The 21,155-nt window shown below is 67.0% G+C and carries 12 protein-coding genes and 1 pseudogene; 5 read left to right on the top strand and 8 right to left on the bottom strand.

Annotated elements, in window-relative coordinates:
* The first annotated feature begins 605 nt into the window (after window positions 1–605).
* The 4 genes and pseudogenes from D5S08_RS13855 (at window position 606) to D5S08_RS13845 (ending at window position 5,370) form a co-directional block, all read left to right on the top strand.
* Window positions 606–1,208 (top strand): SOS response-associated peptidase, encoded by a 603-nt coding sequence (locus tag D5S08_RS13855; protein ID WP_121119573.1) that lies wholly within the window; start codon window positions 606–608, stop codon window positions 1,206–1,208.
* Between the two features lie 411 nt (window positions 1,209–1,619).
* Window positions 1,620–2,602, top strand: a pseudogene (locus D5S08_RS17505) (tryptophan halogenase family protein).
* Window positions 2,568–3,083, top strand: a complete 516-nt coding sequence (locus D5S08_RS17370) for a tryptophan 7-halogenase (RefSeq protein WP_277750420.1) — start codon at window positions 2,568–2,570, stop codon at window positions 3,081–3,083. Before D5S08_RS17505 ends, D5S08_RS17370 begins: the two are co-directional and overlap by 35 nt.
* Window positions 3,084–3,120: 37 nt before the next feature.
* On the top strand, window positions 3,121–5,370 hold the full coding sequence (locus D5S08_RS13845) for a WD40/YVTN/BNR-like repeat-containing protein (RefSeq protein WP_241557418.1): 2,250 nt from the start codon (window positions 3,121–3,123) through the stop codon (window positions 5,368–5,370).
* A 90-nt stretch (window positions 5,371–5,460) separates the two neighbouring features.
* Here D5S08_RS13845 and D5S08_RS13840 read toward each other — a convergent pair whose 3' ends face one another.
* Genes D5S08_RS13840 through D5S08_RS13815 form a run of 6 tightly spaced genes read right to left on the bottom strand, consistent with a single transcriptional unit; the run spans window position 5,461 to window position 16,592 of the window.
* Window positions 5,461–8,583 carry a glycoside hydrolase family 2 TIM barrel-domain containing protein gene (locus tag D5S08_RS13840; RefSeq protein WP_241557417.1) on the bottom strand — a complete coding sequence of 1,041 codons (3,123 nt, stop codon included), beginning with the start codon at window positions 8,581–8,583 and terminating at the stop codon, window positions 5,461–5,463.
* A 53-nt stretch (window positions 8,584–8,636) separates the two neighbouring features.
* Window positions 8,637–10,094 (bottom strand): family 43 glycosylhydrolase, encoded by a 1,458-nt coding sequence (locus D5S08_RS13835; protein WP_121119567.1) that lies wholly within the window; start codon window positions 10,092–10,094, stop codon window positions 8,637–8,639.
* Complete coding sequence (gene nagE / locus D5S08_RS13830; protein ID WP_121119565.1) at window positions 10,091–11,842, bottom strand: N-acetylglucosamine-specific PTS transporter subunit IIBC; 1,752 nt, start codon at window positions 11,840–11,842, stop codon at window positions 10,091–10,093. The genes D5S08_RS13835 and nagE overlap by 4 nt, the downstream gene beginning before the upstream one ends.
* An 8-nt stretch (window positions 11,843–11,850) precedes the next feature.
* Complete coding sequence (ptsP, locus tag D5S08_RS13825) at window positions 11,851–14,391, bottom strand: phosphoenolpyruvate--protein phosphotransferase (protein ID WP_121119563.1); 2,541 nt, start codon at window positions 14,389–14,391, stop codon at window positions 11,851–11,853.
* 30 nt (window positions 14,392–14,421) lie between these two features.
* Entirely contained in the window at window positions 14,422–15,579 is a 1,158-nt protein-coding gene (gene nagA, locus D5S08_RS13820; RefSeq protein WP_121119561.1) for an N-acetylglucosamine-6-phosphate deacetylase, read from the bottom strand.
* A complete protein-coding gene (locus tag D5S08_RS13815) occupies window positions 15,576–16,592 on the bottom strand; it encodes an SIS domain-containing protein (RefSeq protein WP_121119593.1) in 1,017 nt (338 codons plus the stop codon). Before D5S08_RS13815 ends, nagA begins: the two co-directional genes overlap by 4 nt.
* Window positions 16,593–16,903: 311 nt before the next feature.
* Here D5S08_RS13815 and D5S08_RS13810 point away from each other — a divergent pair, with 311 nt between their 5' ends.
* The gene (locus D5S08_RS13810; protein ID WP_121119559.1) at window positions 16,904–17,671 is read left to right on the top strand and encodes a GntR family transcriptional regulator; all 768 of its coding nucleotides are present in this window, start codon (window positions 16,904–16,906) and stop codon (window positions 17,669–17,671) included.
* Window positions 17,672–17,679: 8 nt separating this feature from the next.
* On the opposite strand, the gene D5S08_RS13805 is transcribed toward D5S08_RS13810, so the two are convergent.
* Together D5S08_RS13805 and D5S08_RS13800 are read right to left on the bottom strand one after the other, a co-directional pair.
* On the bottom strand, window positions 17,680–18,831 hold the full coding sequence (locus tag D5S08_RS13805; protein ID WP_121119557.1) for an acyltransferase family protein: 1,152 nt from the start codon (window positions 18,829–18,831) through the stop codon (window positions 17,680–17,682).
* Window positions 18,828–21,131 carry an alpha-N-acetylglucosaminidase gene (locus D5S08_RS13800; protein WP_121119591.1) on the bottom strand — a complete coding sequence of 768 codons (2,304 nt, stop codon included), beginning with the start codon at window positions 21,129–21,131 and terminating at the stop codon, window positions 18,828–18,830. Before D5S08_RS13800 ends, D5S08_RS13805 begins: the two co-directional genes overlap by 4 nt.
* Window positions 21,132–21,155 lie beyond the last annotated feature (24 nt).

Raw genomic sequence — 21,155 nt, 5'->3', positions numbered from 1 at the left:
TAGCTCGTCAGGCTCATAACCTGAAGGTCGTTGGTTCAAATCCAACCCCCGCAACCACCACTGAAAACACTTGCAGCCCCAAGGCCACCGCCTCGGGGCCGTTTGCCGTTCTGGCTCCCGCCATCTGCGACCCGCAGCCCGCCCGGCAAGACCCGCAAGCCCACCCAAGCACACGCCGCCACAGCCGTGATCGCCAGCCCTGGCCGCAATCCATAAACCAAAGCACCCCTGGCGAGCTAAGTATCTGTAGTGCGTGAAGCTTCGCAAGGTCTTCAAGCGCTGCCCTGCTTGTAGAAGACTATCGTCTAGCGGCAGCAGCGTGTGGCGGCGCGACGCCACGACGATCGCCTCTTTCTTGGTCGTGAGAGTGGTGGGCTGACTGGCATCCGGCCCTGTTGGGTATCGCTGACGGGGGCACGCTTGTGCCACTGCTATACTGTGGTTGCGCTGATCCCTTACCGGACGGTGACCGCCCTTAAGCTCTCGTCACTCCGCTGTATCGCTCGACGGCCAGCCCCGACGTTTGGGCGCTGCTGTCTGGAATCCCATAAGTAGTGCTGAAACCGTTGATTGACAGACGATCAGCTGACCCGCAGCCTTGCGTCATGTGCAATCTTTATCGACTGGCTAGTTCGCACGCCGAAGTCGCCCGGCTGTTTCGCGGCGCGGCGATCATGCGCGGCAATATGGTCGAAGAAGTTTATCCGGGATACCCTGGTCTGGTGCTCGCAAGTGGTGTGCTTCGCAGCATGACCTGGGGTTTTCCGCGATCGGAGACGAGCAAGCGGACCGGCAAGCCGTTGAAGCCACGCCCGGTGAACAACACGCGGTCCGAAAACCTCGGCAGTCCGATGTGGCGGGACAGCTTCGTTGCGCGCCGGTGCCTTATCCCGTTGACCGAGTTCGCCGAAGCCGAAGGCGAGAAAGGTACGATGACACGCACCTGGTTTGCGCTTCCCGATCAGCCCATCTTCACCGCTGCCGGTATCTGGCGCGACACTGACGAGTGGGGACCAGCTTACAGCATGCTGATGACCGAAGCTTGTATCCATGCTGTCGGTATCCACGATCGCATGCCGGTGATTCTGCCGCCGACGGTGTGGGATTGCTGGACCGACGGCACGCCGCATGAGGCGCTGCAGCTTTGCCGGCCATATGAAGGCGAGGTGACGATCAGGCGTACGGCTGACCGGTGGAGCACGCGATAGGTCGCCCTCGCGGTCGGCGGACTGTAAAGGCGCCGGCCTTGATGCTGATGGACTCGACCGGTGGCTGGTGCCTTCAACGTAGGCCAAGGGTTTGACGAACAAGATCTGAAGTGCAGGATACTTCTTTACCCACTCATAAAGTCTCCGCGGAACGCAGCCGATCTTCTCCTTGAAAGACACCACTGCCACGCGGCGGGGAAGGGTGATCGCGCTCATGATTGTCCACCATCCGCACCGCACCCCTAAGGACATCCAGCGCAAACCTGTTCGGCGTCCTGCGACGGCGCCGCGAACAAAAAGGGTATGGGCGATGATCAGCGGAGGGTCATGTACCGGGTGTTCGAAATGTAATGAAGGGGCCGCGGGAAGCTGCGCCACATCGTGATCGTCGGCGGCGGAACCGCGGGGTGGATGACGGCCGCGGCGCTGTCGCGGCTGACCGGCATCGGCACAAAGGTGACGCTGATCGAATCCGATTCGATCGGCACGGTTGGCGTGGGGGAGGCGACCATTCCGTCCCTGCTCGACTTCAACGCGGCCGTGGGGATAGACGAGCAGGCGTTCATGTCCGCCACGCAGGGCACGTTCAAGCTGGGGATCGAGTTCGTCGGCTGGGGCGCCGTGGGCGAACGGTACATGCATCCGTTTGGCGCAGTCGACCGTTCCGCGCTGGGAACAAGCTTCCACCAGATCTGGCTGCGCCAGCACCTTCTGGCCCGTTCGGAAACCGATCCGGGCGCGCTGGACGATTACGCGATCTCCACCGCGGCTGCCCGCCGGGGGCGGTTCGCCAAGCCTCCGCCAACTCCGAAGCGGTCCTGTCCGGCATCGCCTATGCCTACCATCTGGATGCCGCGCTCTATGCCCGCTTCCTGCGCAGCCATGCGGAACAGCGCGGTGTGCAGCGGGTGGAGGGCAGGGTGGTCGAGGTCGAACAGCGCAGCACGGATGGCTTCATCGAAGCGGTGTGCCTGGAGGACGGACGACGCTTCGCGGCGGACCTGTTCGTCGATTGCAGCGGCTTCGGCGCGCTTCTGCTCGGACGGGCGATGGGGGTGGCCTACCGCGACTGGCGGCAATGGCTGCCATGCGACCGTGCAGTCGCGATCTCGACCGCGAAGATCGACGACCCTGCGCCCTTCACACGGGCGACGGCCGAGCGGGCAGGATGGCGCTGGCGCATTCCGTTGCAGCACCGCACCGGCAACGGGCACGTCTACAGGAGCGCCTTCAGCGACGATGCAACCGCATCCACGATGCTGGTCGGCAGTTTGGACGCGCCGCCGCTGGCCGACTCGCGGATCCTGCGCTTCACCGCCGGCCGCCGGGAACAGCTCTGGTCCGGGAACTGCGTCGCGAATCGGCCTGTCCGCCGCTTTTGTCGAGCCGCTTGAGTCGACCAGCATCCACCTGATCCAGTCGGGTATCACCCGGCTGATGGCGCTGCTGCCGGACCGCACCTTCAGCCAGGTCGAGATCGAGAAATATAATCGCCTGATGATCGAGGAGATCGAGCATGTCCGCGACTTTGTCATCCTGCACTATCACGCCACGCGGCGGGACGATTTCGAGTTCTGGAATCATTGCCGCACGATGCCGCTGCCCGACAGCCTTGCCAGCCGGATCGCGCTGTGGCGGGAGAAGGGGCGCGTATTTCCGACGCAGCACTCGCTGTTCTCGGATAAAAGCTGGATAGCGGTGTTGCTGGGGCAGGGGATCGTTCCGCGCCGCGCCGACCCGCTCGTCGCCATGCTGCCGGTGGAGGAGACCACCCGCTTTCTGGCCCATTTGCGCACGACCATCGCGCGGGCGGCGGAGGCGATGCCGTCGCACGCGGATTACCTGGCACGGAACTGTGCCGCACCAGCTGGCTGACCGAGTAACGGCACGGCTGCGAAGGAATATCGAAAGGATGGCGATGACGAGGTGGCGGATGAAAGGGCGGGTGCTGTGCATCCTGGCGCTGGCCATGACTGTTCCGGGCGTGAGCCTATCGCAGGCAGTGGTCGACACGGACGCTCCCTACACATGGCGCAACGCGGCGGTGGGCGGTGGCGGCTTTGCGCCCGGCATCGTCTTCTCGCCCGTGGAGCGCGGGCTGGCCTATCTGCGCACCGACATGGGCGGCGCCTACCGGTTCGACAGTGCCAGCGACCGGTGGATCCCGCTGCAGGACGATCAGGCGATCGGCAGCTATATGGGGGTGGAAAGCATCACCCCCGATCCGGTCGATGCGGACATCGTCTATCTTGCGGCCGGCATGGGCTGGGGCGGGCCTGCCGCGATCTTCCGCTCGAGCGACCGGGGGGCGCATTGGCAGGTCAGTCCGGTGCCGTTCAAGATGGGCGGGAACGAGGATGGCCGCGGCATGGGCGAACGGCTTGCGGTCGATCCGCACGATCACGACCGGCTGTTCTTCGGCTCGCGCCACGATGGTCTGTGGCGCAGCGACGATGCGGGCGCGACCTGGCGTCCGGTGGACAGCTTTCCACGCCCGGGCCTGGGCACGCCGACACAGCGGCGCACCACGCATGGCGGCCTGTCATTCGTCCTGTTCGATCCGGCCCAGCCAGGCCGCGTCTTCGTGGGCAGCGCCGATCCGGGCGGCGACCATCTGTTCCGGTCCGATGATGGCGGCGCAAGTTGGCGGGCGGTGAGCGGCGGTCCGTCCGCACCGTTGCTGCCGACCAAGGCGGCGATCGGGGGCGACGGCGTCCTGACCATCAGCTGGTCGGATGCGATCGGCCCCAATGGCGTCCGCGACGGCGCGGTCTGGCGGTATGACGTTGCGGCGGGAAGCTGGCAGGACGTGACACCGCCGCGCGCCGCCGGCGAGGAGCCCGGCGGCTTCTTCGGCGTGGCCGTGTCGCGGCACGACCCGCGTGTCATCGCCGTCAGCACGGTCAACCGCTACCAGCCGATCGACACCGTCTGGCGTTCGGCGGATGCCGGCCGGACGTGGGACGAACTCCAGCGCCGCAGCGTGCGCGATGTTTCGGCCACACCGTTCCTCGACCTGGATGGGAAGGCGGATTTCGGCCACTGGATCGCCGGCCTCGCGATCGATCCGTTCGACGCCGGCCATGCCGCCTACGTCACCGGCGCAACGATGTATGCGACGCAAGGCTTCGACGAACCGGGCGAGATGAAGTGGGTGCCCTGGACACGAGGCATCGAGCAGAACGCGATCATCACGCTGACCAGCCCGACCGGCGGCGCACATCTGGTGTCAGCATTCGGCGACATTGGCGGCTTCCGGCATGACGATCTCGCCAGCTCGCCACCGCACGTCCATACGAGTCCCTATCTCACCAACACCAACACTCTCGATTATGCCGGGCAGGAACCGCAGGTCATGGTCCGGAGTGGCAGTACGCACCGTCCCATCGTCCCCGGCCCGTCGCTCGCCTGGTCGGATGATGGCGGGACGAGCTGGCAGCCGCTGCCCGTGCCGCCCGGTGCTCCGCGCCCGGACGGTTCGCCCACCCCAGAGCAGACCGGCGATGCCGCGATCACAGTATCGGCCGACGGGCGGACCTTCCTGGTAGAACTGGATCGGCCGGCGATCACCCGCGACCGAGGCCGCACCTGGCAGGCGGTGCAAGGCCTTCCCTCACGGACACGCGTCGCCGCGGACAAGGTGGACGCCGCCCGCTTCTACGCCATCGATTTTGCCGCCAACCGCATGGTGCGCAGCGAAGACGGCGGTGCGACGTTTCACCCCGCGGCTGGCGATGGCCTGCCCACCGATCTGTCCGGGGCACGCGTCACCTGGCGCGAGGCGCAGAACCCGCTGGTGGCGACACCCGGCGGTGCCGGCCTGCTATGGCTGAACGTGGGCGGGGCGCTGTACCGATCCGCCGATGCCGGTGACAGCTGGACCCGCACCGGCGCCGGCCTGGAGGTACGTTATTACGGGCTGGGCATGGCTGCGCCCGGTGCCGAATGGCCGGCGCTCTATGCGATCGGCATGCTGGATGGCGTCGATGCGATCTGGCAGTCGATCGATGGCGGCGGCACCTGGCGCCGGATCAACGACGACCGGCATCAATGGGGCATGCGCTTCCGGGTGGTTTCCGGCGACCCGCGCCTGTTCGGGCGGGTCTATATCGGCACCGATGGTCGCGGATTGCTGTATGGCGATCCCGGCCCGGCAGATTAAGCTGCAGCCTGGGAGCGTTTGCGTTGTCGGACGACAGCTCCTGTAGTGTTGGATCTGCAGCATAGTTCTTCACGCCGCCCCGCCCCGCGATCAGTCGGGGATCGGTTCTATGCGGAAGCGATAGTGCGAACGGGCCAGCGGCACGCGATATTGCGGGTATGGCCGGCCATAGGAGTCCCACTGCGTGTCCCCGCCCACACCTGATTGCACCGCATCCACCAGCAGCGTGACGTCACCATGCGGCACGATGTCGCTGCTCTTGCGGGTGCCCGGTTCGCGGCGGGACAGATCGTCATAAGGGAAGGCCAGCGCATTGACGGAAAGCGGCTGCTGTCCGGTGATGCGCAGTCCTGGCACGCTTCCGCCGGTCAGCTCGATCCAGCGGGTGTCGGTCTTGTTGCCGGTTTCCTGCGGGCGAATGTAGTCATGGTTCTGGTCGGCTATCGCTCCGCTCCAGATGCCGATGGGCGCGCCGCTCTTGCGATCCTCGTAGGTCTCGTGCGGGCCGCGGCCATACCACCGCAGATCGACGTACTGGGATGGCATGGTAAAGGCCATGCCGATCCGCAGCGGATCGGGCAGGGCCGTCGTCTCGGGGCGGAACCATTGATCCACTGCAACGGCGCCGTCGCCTGCCATCGTGTAGCGCGTCATCGTGCTCACCTCCCCCGCGCCCAGTTGCATGGTTACGGTCGCGGCCATGCCGGCGCCGTTCTCCTGTTCCTCCACGACAATGCGCTGCACGCTGCGCTGTTGCGACAGGGTCCGCCAGATGCCGTGATGCTGGCCTGGCCCGGTACCCAGATCATTGTCGGTCAGGGCGCGGTAGAAGTTGGGTGCACCACCTGCCAGGACCTGCTTGCCGGCGATGCTGTAACGCACCAGCCCTGTTTCCCGGTCGATTACAAGCTGCCGGTCGCCGGTGACCAGTGTCACGGCGGCGGCGTCATCGGCCACCGTGACGCTGCCGGTCGGCCGCTGCGGTGCGGCCGGTAGCACCTGCGCCAGGGTGAACTGGCCCCAGGCCATCACCGTGCCCGCCGGCACCAGCGGAACAGCCTCCTCCCGGGTACGGGCACTGACGGTCAGCAGATATTCTGCGCCCGCCCGTCGCGGCAGCTGCGGCAGGTCCAGCTGAACCAAACCGTCCTCCCGCGCGGCGAGTTGAGGCGTCGCCATGCGCCCGTGCGCAATGGCGACCCCATTCTCGGTGATCTCCCAGTCGAAAGCAAAGCCGGACAGGTCGCGAAAATCATGCCGGTTGAAGATCCGGATGCGCCCCTGCGCCGCGTCGGCGTCGGCAAAGGTGATCGGCTGGTAGACCTTGCGCAGTTCGAACAATTGCGGATTGGGCGTCCGGTCGGACTGCAGCAGGCCATCGCCAAACTCGATATCGCCGCCCGGGTTCGGGCCATACTCGCTGCCGTCACCCCAATAGCGTCGGCCATCCGCGGTGTACCGGTACATCGACTGGTCGACCCAATCCCAGATGAAACCGCCCTGCAGCCGTTCTGGATGCGCATAGATCGCATCCCAGAACTCCTGCAGATTGCCGCCGGAATTGCCCTGCATGTGGCCGTACTCGCACTGGATCAGCGGTTGGCTGAACTCTGTCCGGTTCACATATTCCAGCATCTTGGGCACGGAATCGTACATCGGCGCATAGATGTCGGAGTAATCCACCACCCGGAAATCGTCCGACGCGCTCCAGCCCAGGAACGAGATCAGGCGGGTCGGATCCAGCGCGCGGGCGGCGGCGGCGGCCTTGGCGAAGGTCGGGCCGGTGCCGGATTCATTGCCTAGCGACCAGAAGATGATGGACGGGTGGTTCTTGTCCCGCGCCACCATGTTCATCACGCGGCTGACATGCGCCGCTTCCCACGCCGGATCGTGCCCCAGCCAGTATGTTTCCTGATCCGCCCGGCTGTGGCGCCCGGCGCCGTAATAGGCATGGCTCTCGATGTTTGCCTCGTCCATCACATACAGGCCGTATTCGTCGGCCAGTTCGTACAACAGTTCGGCATTCGGATAATGGGAGGTGCGCAGCGCGTTGACGTTGTTGCGTTTCATCAGCTCGATATCGCGGCGCATCGATTCTTCGGAGATGACGTGAAAGGTTTCGGGGTCGTGTTCATGCCTGTTCACGCCGCGAATATACACAGGACGGCCATTCACCGTGACCATCCCGTTGCGCATCGCCACCGTGCGGAAGCCGATGCGTCGCGCCGTGGCTTGCACCACCTGGCCATCGGCATCCAGCAATTCGACCAGCAATGTGTACAGATCGGGCGTCTCGGCGGACCAGGGCCGTATGTCGGCCACGTCCCCCGTCACCCGCGTATCGCCTTCGCCCAGGCGGACGGTGCGCGACAGGACCGCACGTGTCCCGTCCAGCACGGCAACCCGCGCCGTCAGGCCGGCGGCGGGTGCAGTGCCTGTCAGCGTCAGGTCCAGAGTACCGGTGCGGCCATCCGGGCCAAGGCCAGCCTTGGCAAAGAAGTCGGCCATCCGCGCACGGGGCGCGGCCATCAGCCAGACCGAACGTTCAATCCCCGACACCCGCCAGAAATCCTGGTCCTCCAGGTAAGACCCGTCGGACCACCGCCACACCCGGATTGCCACGCTGTTCGTTCCGGGACGCACATGCGCGGTGATGTCGAATTCCGACGGTAGCTTGGAATCCTCGCTGTAGCCGACCCGCTCACCGTTCACCCACACCGCATAGGCGGAGCCGGCCGCCCCGATGTGCAGGATGATGTCGCTGCCGTCCCAGTCGATCGGCAAATCGAAATCACGGCGGTAGGAGCCGACCGGATTGCTGTTGTGGGGGATAAGCGGCCGGTTGGCAGGGAACGGGTAGGTTATGTTGTTGTAACGGGGTTGGCCAAAGCCATGCGCCTGCCAGTCGGCCGGCACGGGGATCGTCGCCCATTGGCTGACATCGTAATCCGGGCTGTGGAATCCTTCAGGCGCCTCATCGACGCCGGCAGCCCAGGCGAAGCGCCACGTTCCATCCAGCGACAGGAAGCGGGCGGAGCGATCTTGCTCTCCCTCAAGCGCCCAGGCGCGGTTTTCAAAGGGAAAGCCGGTGGCGCGCGCCGGCAATTTGTTGATGCCGAAGATCGCGGGATTTTCCCAGTCCGGCCGGTCGGGCGAGATCTGCGGCTGGATCGGCCGGGGAATTTCCTGCGCCGCCAGCTGCGCTGCCGGCATCAGCGCGAACAGGGCAGGCAGCGAAACGGCAGGCAAGATCCGGGGGCAGCGCATCAGCGGGCACTCCTGTCAGCGGCCGTGCCCTCTTCCGGAGCGAATATCTGCCATTCCAGCAGAGAAGTGGGCTGGGGCAGACGCAGGCGCAGATATCGGGCGCGGCCTGCGGCGGGGATGATGAAGGGGGAACCCTCGACGGATCGTTCGGGCATGATCGTGCGCCAGTTCTGCCCGTCCGCTGAAGCCTCCACCAACAGGCGGAAAGGTTCGGCGACAAGGGCCGGGCGCAGTTCGGACGGGCCGACCTCCACCACCGCGCCCAGATCCGCGGTCAGCCAGTTGGCGCCGGCCGTTTGGGCCTGCCAGGCCGTGGCGTAATTGTCGTCCCCGGCGCGGTTCGCATCGCCTTCGTTACCGGCCGCCGACAGGCGAGCGGACAGACCGGCCCGCCGGCGCGGGGCGGCGCCGGGCACGTCAGGGCCGCCATGGGTGGGTTCCACCACGGCCAGCCGATCTCCATCGACCACCAGCCGGTCGACGTTTATCTGGCGCAGCACCCGGTCGTCCTCTCGCGGGAAGGGCAGCGCCTGCCGGTGATACAGGATGAAGGGCTGCCCGCCTGCGCGGAAGATCGCGTGGTGGCCCGGGCTGATGATCGACCGGCCCGCATCCGTGGCAAGGATCGGCCGGTCCTCAGGCTCCGTGAACGGGCCCATTGGTGATGTGCCGACGGCATACCGCACCTGGTACGTGTCCTTGGTCGTATTGCCGTGGCTGTAGGTCAGGAAATAGTGTCCATTGGCCTTGAACATGAACGGCGCCTCGAAGTAGTGCGCCGGGGTGATGTCCTGGACCTCGCCATCGAAGCTGACCATGTCGGGCTTCAGTTTCACCACGAAGCAGTGGCCGTTGACCCATTTGAGGCCGGAACCCCAGTAAAGATACGCCTGCCCGTCATCATCGACGAAGGCTTCGGCATCGATCATGTGGAAGCCCGGCCGGAAATCGCCGGGGATCAGCGGGCGTCCGCCATTGGCATCGCGCCACGGTCCGGCGGGGTGATCGGCGACGCCTACCCAGACCTCGCTGCCGATGGAGACATACATCCAGTAACGCCCGTCCACCCCTTGCACGACGGATGGCGCCCAGACTTTCCCGTCATTTGCAGTCGCGCTGCGCGCGGCGCTCTTGCTGGGCCAGTCGGGCATGGAGAATGTCCAGTCACGCCCATTTCGCGACCGCCACAGGCCCAGCCTGTCGCCGCCCCAGGGGTCCAGGGTCGCGAAGAGGAAGTACTCGCCGTCGACCTCCACGATGCTGGGATCGGCGAGGTAGCCGGGGATGAGCGGATTGCGGGCCCCCACCGCATCCCACGTCGCCGGGGCGTGTGCCGGCGCGACGCCCGCGGCCCGGTCGGCCCGCCCAGGCACAGCGCAGCCTGCCAGCGATGCGGATGCCAGTGCCGCTGACAGGCCAGCCGGCACGATGGCGGCGAAATGGTTGCGGGAAGTCATGCTGCAGATCTCCCTGTCGGCTCTGCGGTGGCGTCCGGCGAGGAGGCCAGGATTTCCGGCGCAAAGAGTAAGTGGATCGTTTCGCCCATCCGGACACTGCCACGCAGCCCGATCCGCCGTAACTCGTCCTCGTTCACATCCCCGCCGCTGACGATCAATCTGCTATGCGTCACCTCCCATCGCGCGCCCTCGCCCAGGGCGGCGCGGATCGCGGCCGGCAACGGCCGGCGCATCGGGGCGTGCAGCGGCGTGTCCGTCGGGGCGGCAGATGCGGTACCGGGCGAGGCGCCCGCCGGGCGGCCGCTCGCCAATGCTGCGGTGATCTCCTCCGCCACCTGATCGGCCACCGGGCCCAACACGATCTGCACGGCATTCGCACTGGGGTAGATCAGGCCATGCGCGCCCAGCCGCTTCAGAAAAGGCTCGTCCAGCGCCGTACGATCGGCGATGCGCAGACGCAGGCGCGTGGTGCAGGCCCCCACCTCCAGCAAATTGCCGGGGCCGCCCAGCGCCGCGATGAAGTCCCCGGCTCGCGAACGATCGCCCGCGGCGGTGGGTAGTTCGCTTTCCGGTCCTGCTTCGGCCGACGCCAACCGGTCGCGGCCGGGGGTTGCCAGATCCAGGCGTCGTATGGCGAACACGAACACGGAATAATACAGCAAGGCGTAGCCCAGTCCGATCGGCAGCCACAACAGCGGACGGGTCGCCTGACCGAAATTCAGGACATAATCGAACAGCCCGGCAGAAAAGCCGAAGCCGAGCCGCACGTCCAGTGCGGACATCAGCATCATCGAAAGGCCGGTCAGCACCGCATGGGCCACGAACAGAGCCGGAGCGAGGAACATGAAGGTGAACTCGATCGGTTCCGTCACTCCCGTCAGGAACGATGTCGCCGCCATGCTCAGCAACATCCCGCCGACCGCCTTGCGCCGTTCCGGCAGGGCCGTGCGGTACATGGCCAGGCACGCCGCGGGCAGGCCGAACATCATCACCGGGAAGAAGCCGCTCATAAAGGCGCCTGCCGTCGGATCACCGGCGAAGAAACGCCGCAGGTCGCCGGTCGCCGCGCCATAATCACCGACGACGAACCAGACGATGTTGTTCAGGATATGATGAAGGCCGGTGACGAGCAGCAGCCGGTTCAGCAGGCCGAACACGAACAATCCTGCCTCGCCACTCCCCAGGATACCGGCACTTGACGCCTCGATTGCGGTGGAGAGCGCGGGATAAGCGAGGCCCACCAGCAAGGCGAGCAGCACCCCGGCCGCTCCGCTGGCGATCGGCACGAAGCGGCGGCCTCCGAAGAAGCCGAGGTAAGCGGGCAGCCGGATGCCGGACAGGCGGTTGTAGCCTTGGCCGCCGATCAGGCCCGCGACGATGCCGATCGGCACCGCCAGCCTGCCGATCGCCGCGGCCGCCCAGTCTGAACGGATGGCAGCAGTCGCTTCAGCCGGCAGCCCGGCCCCAATCGTTTCCGGCACGCGAAGCAGGGCAGCGGCCCCTTGCGTGGTGACAAGATAGCAGACGATGGCGGCCAACGCCGCCGCCCCATTCCCGTCCCGCGCATAGGCGGTGGCGACCCCCGCTGCGAACAGCAGCCCCAGATTGGCGAACACGGCATTCCCGGCCGCGCTGATGAAGGCGATGTCGAGCAGGTCGGGCTGGCCCAGCCGCAGCAGCAACCCTGCGATCGGCAGCACTGCGATGGGCAGCATCAGCGCGCGCCCCAATGCCTGAAGCGGTTCCATCACCTGTTTCACAGACCCCAATCCTCCAGTGCGGCACGGGCGGCGGCGCGGACAGCCGCGGGGCCGTCCAGTGCCAAGGCGTGCTGGGCCAGGCCACGGCATCGCGCATGGGACAGCGCCCGGACATCGGCCTTGGCCAGCGCCAGCGCCGCCGGCGTGACGGACAGTTCGGTGACGCCCAGTCCCAGCAGCAGCGGAATGGCCACACGGTCCGATGCCAGTCCCCCGCAGACGCCGACAGGACGCCCATGTACGGCAGCCCCGGCGCAGCACCGTTCGACCAGTCGCAGCACCGCGGGATCAAGCCCGTCTATGCCGCCCGCCACCGCCGCGTTGCCGCGGTCCATCGCCAGTGTGTATTGCGTCAGGTCATTCGTGCCGATCGACAGGAAATCGCATTCGGCCGCCAGCAGGTCCGCGATCATCGCCGCGGCCGGTGTTTCCACCATGACGCCCAGCTGCGCGCCGGTGCCGATCTCGTCCGCCGCCGCGTCCAGCGCGCGGCGCACCTGGCGCAATTCTTCCACTCGCGCCACCATGGGGACCATGATCCGCAGCGTTCCGTGGCTGTTGGCCCGCAGGATCGCCCGTAACTGCGTGGCGAGCACCGCGGGTCGTGCCAGGCCCACTCGGATGCCGCGCAGGCCCAGGGCGGGGTTCTCCTCCGCCGCGATCGGCAGGTAGGGCGCCGGCTTGTCGCCCCCGATATCCAGCAGGCGCACGATCACCGGTCGTCCTTCCATCGCCTGTGCGATGGCGGAGTAATCGGCGGCCTGCTCGGCTTCGTCAGGCGCAGTGGTCCGGTCCAGGAACAGGAATTCAGTCCGCAACAGGCCACAGCCTTCCGCGCCTCCCGCCAGGGCGGGGGCGACATCCGCCAGCGAGCCCAGATTGACGAACATCTCGATCCGGACGCCATCGGCCGTGCGCCCTTCCTGTCCTGCCGCCGCCTGTGCCCGCGCCGCGCGGTCGGCGGCACGCTCCAGCTGCAACCGTGCCTGCTGCAGGCGCGCCGGCGAGGGCGCGACCTCCAGCACGGCCGCATCGGCATCGAGGATCAGGGGCGTGCCATCATCGATGCGCTGCAAACCCGGGCCCAGCGCCATGACAGCGGGCACACCACGGCTGGCGGCGATGATCGCGGCATGCGATGTCGGTCCGCCTCCCGCAATGGCGAGTCCGGCCACGCGCTGCGGATCGAGTGCCGCGACCTGGGATGGCAGCAGGTCATCAGCGATCAGGACGGCACCTTCCGGCACCTCCACCGACGCGGGCTCCTCCCCCGTCAGCAGCGATTGTATCTGCTGGTCGAGGTCGAGGAGATCGTCCGCCCGCTCCGCCAACCTTCGATCGGGTGAGGCGCGCAATACTTTCGAGCGTGCGAGCAGGACGTTGTGCCATGCCGCGCCGGCACTGATGCCGGTCGCAATCCCGGCCTCGGCCTCATCCAGCAGGTCTGCATCCTCCAGGAAAGCGGCATGGGCCTGGAGAATGGCCGCTTGCGCCGGCGTGGCATTCGCGGATGCGGTTCCCAGCCGGGTCTGCAATTCGTTCAGCGCGCGGACAAGGCAGGCCTGCTCGCCCGCGACATCGTCGGCCATGGCGGGGGCGATGGCGACCTGCGCCACCCGCAGGCGGAATGCCGGGCCGATGGCCAGCCCGGCGGCCGCTGTGACCCCTGTCAGCCCGGCAGGCGGCAATTGGTCATCCTCCACGGCCAGTCCGGCCTCGGGCGTGCCGTGCGGGCTTTGCGGCGCGGTCAGCACACCGTCATCGGCAAAGGGCAGGCTTTCGCCCATGCCGCTCTCGATCAGCGCTGCCACGCGGTCCAGCGCTTCGGCCGCATCCGCGCCCTGGGCCCTCAGCTCGATCGTGTCGCCATGGCGGATGCCCAGGCCGAGTATGCCGGTGGGGCTGCGCAGATTGGCGCGGTGCCCGCCATGGTGGATGCTGGCCGCCGCTACCAGTCCCTTCAGCGCAGCCGCCAGCTGTGCCGAAGGTCGGGCATGCAGCCCGTGAGCCAGCGGGATGCGTACCGTGCAACGGAGTTCAGGGGCGCTTGCACTCACCGTTCCGGACGTGATCCGCACCCCGGCCGGGCGCAGCGTCATCAATGGATCTCCGGGCTGCAGCAATTGCGGCTGGCGCCGGTCCGCGACGGCGAAACGATCCGGATTGGCGCAGATCAGGGGAGTCACCAGACTGCGGACGCGGGATCCCAGTGCGGCCAGGTCGAACCGGATCAGCACTTCCCCGGCGAGGACCTGCTGGCCGGCGACGACCTGTGGCGCAAAGCCGGCGCCTTGCAATGCCACCGTGTCGAGCCCGATATGCATCAGCAATTCGGCCCCTTCCGCCGTGACCAGCGTGACCGAATGGCCAGCCTGGTGGATGGAGCGGATGGTGCCGGCAGCCGGGGCATGCAGAATGCCGGCCAGCGGATCGATCGCCATCCCGTCACCCAGCAGGCGCTGCGCGAATACCGGGTCGGCAACCTCATCCAGGGGCAGCAGCCATCCGGCCAGCGGCGACAGGATACTTATCTCCATGACCACAGCCCTCCAGCAGGATCGAAGCGGTCAACCAGCCCGTGCGACACACTGGCCCCCGATCCACGTTTCACGCACCTCCAGCCTGTCATCCAGCCACACCCAGTCGGCGCGCCGGCCGATCGCGAGAGCGCCGATTTCCCCCTCCATCCGCAGGAAAGCGGCCGGAGTTGCGCTCGCCATGCGAACTGCCTCGGCTACCGTGGCGCCACCTTCGGCCACCATGAGTCGCACCGCTGCGGCCATGTCCAGATGAGCTCCGGCCAGCGTGCCGTCAGCGGAAACGCACCGCCCGTCGATCACGCTGATCTCGCGACCGTCCAGCATGAAGCCGCGCCCGTCGTTGCCGACGCTGGGCATGGCATCGGTCACCAGCATCAACCGATCCGATCCCCGTGCCTGCAGAGCAAGCCTCAGTGCCAGCGGATGCACATGGATGCCGTCGGCGATCAGGCCGCACCAGCTGTCCCGGTCCGCCAGCGCCGCGCCGACGGCGCCGGGTGCGCGATGGTGCAGCGGCGACATGGCGTTGAACAGATGGGTGAAGCCGCGTGCGCCATCGGCCAGCGCGGCCTGCACCTGTTCGGCGGTCGCATCGGTATGGCCGATGCTGACCAGCACGCCGGCGTCGGCGAGGCGTCGGATCTGGCCCGGCGCGGCCAGTTCGGGGGCAAGGGTCACGAGCACCGGCCCGCGGCGCGGTTGGGCGAGTGCCGACAGTTGCTCCTCGTCAAGGCGGCGCAGCTTGGACGGGTCGTGAATGCCGTTCCGACCCGGATTGATGAACGGCCCTTCGACATGCACGCCCACCACCCCCGGCACGCCGGCCGCGATCGCCGCATCCAGCGCCTCCAGAGCGCGTCCGATGGCGGCCGGGTTGTCGCTGATCAGCGTGGGCAGGAAAGCGGTTGTGCCATATCGGGCATGAGCGGCGCCGATCGCCCGGATCCCCGCGACATCCGTGGCATCGTTGAACAGGACGCCGCCACCGCCATTCACCTGCAGATCGACAAAGCCGGGAACCAGCCAGCCGCCTTGCAAGTCTATGGCTCCGGCGTAGGCCGCCACGTCCCGCGGATCGCTGGAGATCGCCGTCAGACGCCCTTTGTCGACCGACAGGCAGGCCGCACCGACCGTCTGCCCGCCCGCGAGCAGCACGTGACCGTTGCGGAAGGCATGAACCGTCATAATGTGCGGGTAACCTTCTGCAGGAATGGCGGCGCATCCGGGTCCAGCCCGCGATCGCGCGACAGCGTTTCCACCATCGGGTAGAAGCTGGCGATGGTGACGATGGGGCTGAGCAGCGGATGCGTGCGCACCACCGGCAGCGTTGTCGCGCCCGCGGCCACTCCGCCTGCCAGCAGCACGGCAGCCCCGCGGCGGGCAAATTCCGCCGCCACGCCGCACACATCCTCACTGGTCTGGTCGGCACATGCCAGCGCGAGCACGGGAAAGCCTTCGCCGACAATCGCCATCGGTCCGTGGCGGACCTCCGCGGCGCTGAACGCCTCCGCATGGATCGCCGTGGTTTCCTTGAACTTCAACGCCGCCTCCTGCGCCGCCGCCAGGCCAAAGCCGCGGCCGATCACCAGCATGTTGCGCCCTGACTGCAAGGTGGCGACGGCGGGTGCCCAGTCCTGCGCAAAGGCCGCATCCAGCTGGGCAGGCAATTCATCGAGTGCCTGGAGCAATGCCGTGTCCTGGGCCCAGTGCGCCGCCAGCGCAGCGAGGAGTGACAGCGAGCAGATATAGGACTTGGTGGCCGCGACCGACAGTTCGGGACCGCTGCAGAGCGGCAGGCAGACATCCGCCATGTCCGCCAGCGGCGCACCTTCATCATTCACCAGGGCTACCACCTGCGCGCCGGCCGCCTTGTACGCGGCAACGCTGGCCAGCAGATCGGGACTGCGCCCCGACTGGGAGATGGCGATGCACAGCACGGGTGCATCTGCGGCCGGACGCGGGGCGGAGTGGTAGATGGACACCGCGGACAAGGCAGCAGAGGCGGTCGGCACGCCGCAAAGCACCTCCAGCAGATATTTGGCAAAAGTCGCGGCATGGTCGGATGATCCGCGCGCGCAGGTAACCACCACTGCCGGAGGGTTCGCTCGCAGCATCGCCCCCAAGCGTTCCAGCGCCGGAGCGTTGCGCCGCAGCATTGCCGCCACCGCCGGTCCGGCCTGCGCTGCCTCAAGGCGCATGCGGGTACCGCCGCTGCATGCCTGTTCTTGCTGATCCACGCTGTCGGGCATCAATCCTCCGAAACTGCAAATGTCTTGCGCTGGTATCGTATATGCATTTTATTCAGCCTAGCATGTCGCAAATTGGGTCTGCAGGGGGCATGCTGCTCAGCTTGCGGCAGGGGCCGTGGCGGTCCTGACGCAGCGCGGTGTGGTGCTCTGGAGAGCAGCGAGAAGCGCGGGCAGGTGTCGTCCCTTGCCGCGTCTGGTCGATGCCGCCATTGTTCAAGGCGGGCCGGATGCCTCAAGAGCCTGCGCCATGGAGAGCGAGAATGTCTGTGATTGATCGGATCGGTGCCCTGGAACCCGGTGGGAGCGGGCCGCTCTACCTGCAATTGCAGCAACTGATCCGATCCGCCATCCAGCGTGAGCGGCTGGCTCCTGCAACCGCGCTGCCAAGCGAACGCGACCTGACCGAACGGTACAGCATGTCGCGCGTCACCGTGCGCCGGGCGCTGGACGGACTGGTGGAGGACGGAATGCTGGAGCGCCGGCAGGGTGCGGGCACGTTTGTCGCCCGACGGCCGGAGGCGAGTACGCCTGCGGGCGGGCGCGTGGAAAAGAACTTTGCCCTGCTGACATCCTTTTCCGAAGACATGCGCGCCCGCGGGCTGGTGCCGGGCAATGAATGGATTGCCCGAATGCAGGGCGCGGTCACGCCCAAGGAGGCGCTGTCGTTGAACCTGTCGCCCGGATCGCCCGTGTTCCGCTTCCAGAGGATCCGCTTTGCCGACGGCATGCCGATGGCGTTCGAGGCGTCGACGGTCGCCGGATACGCACTGCACAGCCTGGATGACGTGACCGACTCCCTCTACGATGCGCTGAGGGCCTCCGGCAATCGCCCCGTCCGCGCCCTGCAGAGCGTACGCGCACTCGGCTTCGACAAGGAACAGGCATCGCGCCTGGGCGTCGCGCAGGGGCATGCGGGCTTGTTCATCGAACGCCGCAGCTTCCTGACCGACGGCCGCCCGGTCGAGGTGACGCACTCCTATTACCGGGGCGATGCCTATGACCTGGTCGCGGAGCTGAGCGACCCTTAGCGAACCAGTCACAGCCGCAGATGCCAGTGATTGCGATCCAGCAGCCAGCCGAACAACCAGCATACCAGCATGTAAGCGGTGGCGCACAGGAGCGAGCCGAACGGGCCCGGCGCGATGCCCTGGAAGATGGTGACGCCGATCCATGCCCAGGCATGCTCGTGCGGGGGCGCCGGTATCAGCACCAGCGTCATGACCAGCAGTTCGGAGAACAGGTAGATCGCCAGTGGGTTGCGGCCGAACACGCCCAGGAAGCCGCTGCCGTGCTGGCGGCGACGCAGTTCGAACACTATCAGCAGAGCCAGCAGCACCAGATCGATACCGACGGTCAGGAACACGAAGGAGCCGGTCCACAGCTTCTTCGAAAGCGGGACCACCGCCGACAATGCGAGCGACAGCACGATCAGCATTAATCCGGCCGGCGCGAGCAGTGCCACCTTGCGGGCCTGCCGGCCAGCATGCTGCACGAAGCGGCCGGCCATGAACCCGGCGAGAAGATTGACCGTTGCCGACAGGGTGCCGAGCAGCCCTTCGGGATCGAAGCCGCCATCCTTGCGGTACAGGTGGTCCCGCCCGATCAGCCATAGGTCCAGTCGCGTTCCGGCATTGCCGTGGCGGGACCATGCTTCGCCGGGCAAGGACCACTGCATCAGCACGGCCCAGTGCACGACCAGCAGCAGCAACGCGACTGCCGCCAGCGCCCGCATGGAAAGGTGGCGCACGAGCGGAGCCGCCAGCAGATAGCATAACGCGATCCGTTGCAGGACGCCGGTCAGCCGCGTGTCAGCCAGGGGCTTCAGCGCCCAACCACCCCCGGGCTGCGGAGCCACGAACGGATACCAGTACATCAGGAAGCCCAGCAGGAAGATCAGGCTGACCCGGCGCAGCAGGCGGGCATAGAAGGTGCGCGTGGGCACGGGCTTGCGGAAGCCGAAGCTCATGGACGTGCCCACAGCGAACAGGAAGCTGGGGAAGACAAGGTCGGCCAGGGTGAAGCCGGTCCACGATGCGTGCACCAGCTGCGTGAAGGGTGGTGCACCCGGGCCAGCCGTGTTGACCACGATCATCAGGGCAACCGCCAGCCCGCGAAACACGTCCAGGGACACGAAGCGGGTCGGCTGCCCCGAGGCGGGGGCAACGGAAGGCACGGGTGCGGCGATCATCTGTCGATCCGCTCCAGCAGCGAACGTGCTTCCGCGACCGGATCCGTCGGTCGCTGCTGCACGACTGCATCGTCCGACGCCGCCCAGGCGCGGTCCAGCGCAACCAGTTCCTGGTGTACGGCCGCATCGTCCAGTGGGCGTCCGGCCAGGGCTGCGGCGCGTTGCGCTGCGAAGAAGTGGTTCCAGCGGGGAAGGTAATATCCTGCCAGCAGCCCCTGCCATGCCTTGGACGCGTAATCGGCAAGATTGCCTTCTCCGCCCCAGACGGACACCTGCGCCCGGGCCGCGCGGACATAGGCCTGTTCTTCGATTGGGTTGGCGGCGTAGGCGCTCGCTTCCCCGATCCAGCTGGCCAGCGATTGGGGTTGCGCGCCCAGCAGGTGATCGGTGCGCATGGTGAAATCGGCAACCTGCGCGGCCAGCCGGTCCCCTGCCGCCACGTCTCCCGCCGCATAGGCGGTGACGGCGCCGGAAATCCGCTCGTCCAGCTCCACCAGAGCAAGGTGACGGGTGAATTCCACCACGTCATGGCGGTACAGCGGTTCGTCACCCAGTTCCGGTGCCAGCGCCAGCAGCTGCGCCAGCCCGCGCCGCAGCGCCACGCGATCGCCAGGCGCGGTCGGGTATTCGGCAGCGTCAGCAGTCGGCCGCTTGAACAGCAGATAAGCGCCTGCCCGGTTCTCCCACCAGCGGGGCGTCCAGTACCGGGTCTGCAGGGTGCCCGCCGCAAGGTCGGCCCAAGCCGCCTGTGCTGCCGGCAGATCGCGGCCATAGCGCGCCGCCAGCCATTTGCGCAGCCAGGCTGCGGTGGATGCTTCGCCGGCACCCCACGCCAGATCGTAGTTCAAGGCATAGTTGATCGAATTGCTGTGCAGCCCTTCCGGGAACATGCCGAAGCCGGCCACTGCCCCGCGCCCTGCACTGTCCAGCAGCGCCGCCTGATCCTGCCGGTAGAAATCCAGATCGCCGTAGACCGGATTGCTGCCACCGTAATTGTGGACATAGCCATAGATCCACTGCTTGCCGTTAAAGGCATCGGTGTCGCGCCACACGCCGGGATAACGGTCGTTGCCGATATCCAGGATCAGCATCCGGTCGTCGGGCACGCGGTCGAGAAAGGCGGCGACCGAGTCAGGCGTCCAGAACGTCTTGTCCGCCCCGAACAGCCACCCCTGCATGACCCAGGTCGCATCGGGAACGGCCGCCGTGATGGAATGATACAGCCGTTCGCCATAGGCGGCGAGCCGGGCATGGCGCATCTCGGGCGGAAGCTGCGCCGCCTCTGCCGCGGCGCTGTTCGCGGTGCTGTCGCCATAGGCCGCCTCGCTAACATCGCTGCCGTCCTGGGCGATCGGCGGCACCATTTCGTTGAAGGCATCCAGCAGATAATGACTGCCGGCACCGTATTCGCGCGTGTAGAGATCCAGGAACTGCTTGGCTAATTGGGCGAACAGCGGGTCGGACGGATCGAGCCAGTAGGTTTCGGTAAAGCCTTCCCAGGCGCGCATGCGATAGATCCGCGCTTCCGGATGCTTCAGCGCGAAGGCTTTGGGCACATAGCCCGAAAAGGCGGGCAGGACCGGCGACATGCCGAGTTCGCGCATGCGGCCGAGGATCTGCTTTTGCAGCAGCCGCTTGCGGTCTATCCACCCGTCGGGCAGCGGCGCCATGTAGCCTTCGATGTTGCCCATGCGCTGCCACGGCAGGAACGCCGCGCCGGACATGGATGCGGCGATCTCCCCGTCGCGGAGGCCCTGTTCCTGCCACAGGGCCCGCCAGATATATTCCTGCCCTTCCAGCGCGAGCGGCATGTCGATCCCGTTGACCGCCATCCAGTCGATTTCACGCTGCCAGCGCCCCCAATCCCACCACGGCGTGGTGTAGCCATAGGTGCAGGTGTTCAGATAGGCGCGGCTGGCGAAGGGGGAAGCGATCCGCTCGCCAGCATGATCGGGCAGCGCTGCATCCTGCGCGATCCGGTCGCCTTCCCAGTTGATCGAGGCAAGGCCGGCTTCGTTCAGATAGGCATAGGCGCCGCGCACCGCGGCCACCGGAGATGATCCGGTAACCGTCGCCCGCCCGCCGGCCGCCTCCACATGGTAGAACGGCTGCGCGCCCGCAGGCGCCAGACGCAGATCGAAACGGTCCGCCGGCAGGCCCAGGCGGGCTAGGACGCCACGGGCCGCTGCAATGCCTCCATCCTCCGCCCGCGCCGCGGCCGGGGCCGGATTGACAGGCGGGCTTGCTGCGCATGCTGCCAGCGCGGTGGTGGCCATGGCAGTGGCCACCAGTAGCGCCATCCTGATCCTGTCGTGCCGCCGGCC

This window comes from Croceibacterium ferulae (assembly GCF_003660445.1).
Lineage (GTDB): Bacteria > Pseudomonadota > Alphaproteobacteria > Sphingomonadales > Sphingomonadaceae > Croceibacterium > Croceibacterium ferulae.
The sequence above is the reverse complement of the archived record's forward strand: the minus strand, read 5'-3'. Positions and strand labels throughout refer to the sequence as shown.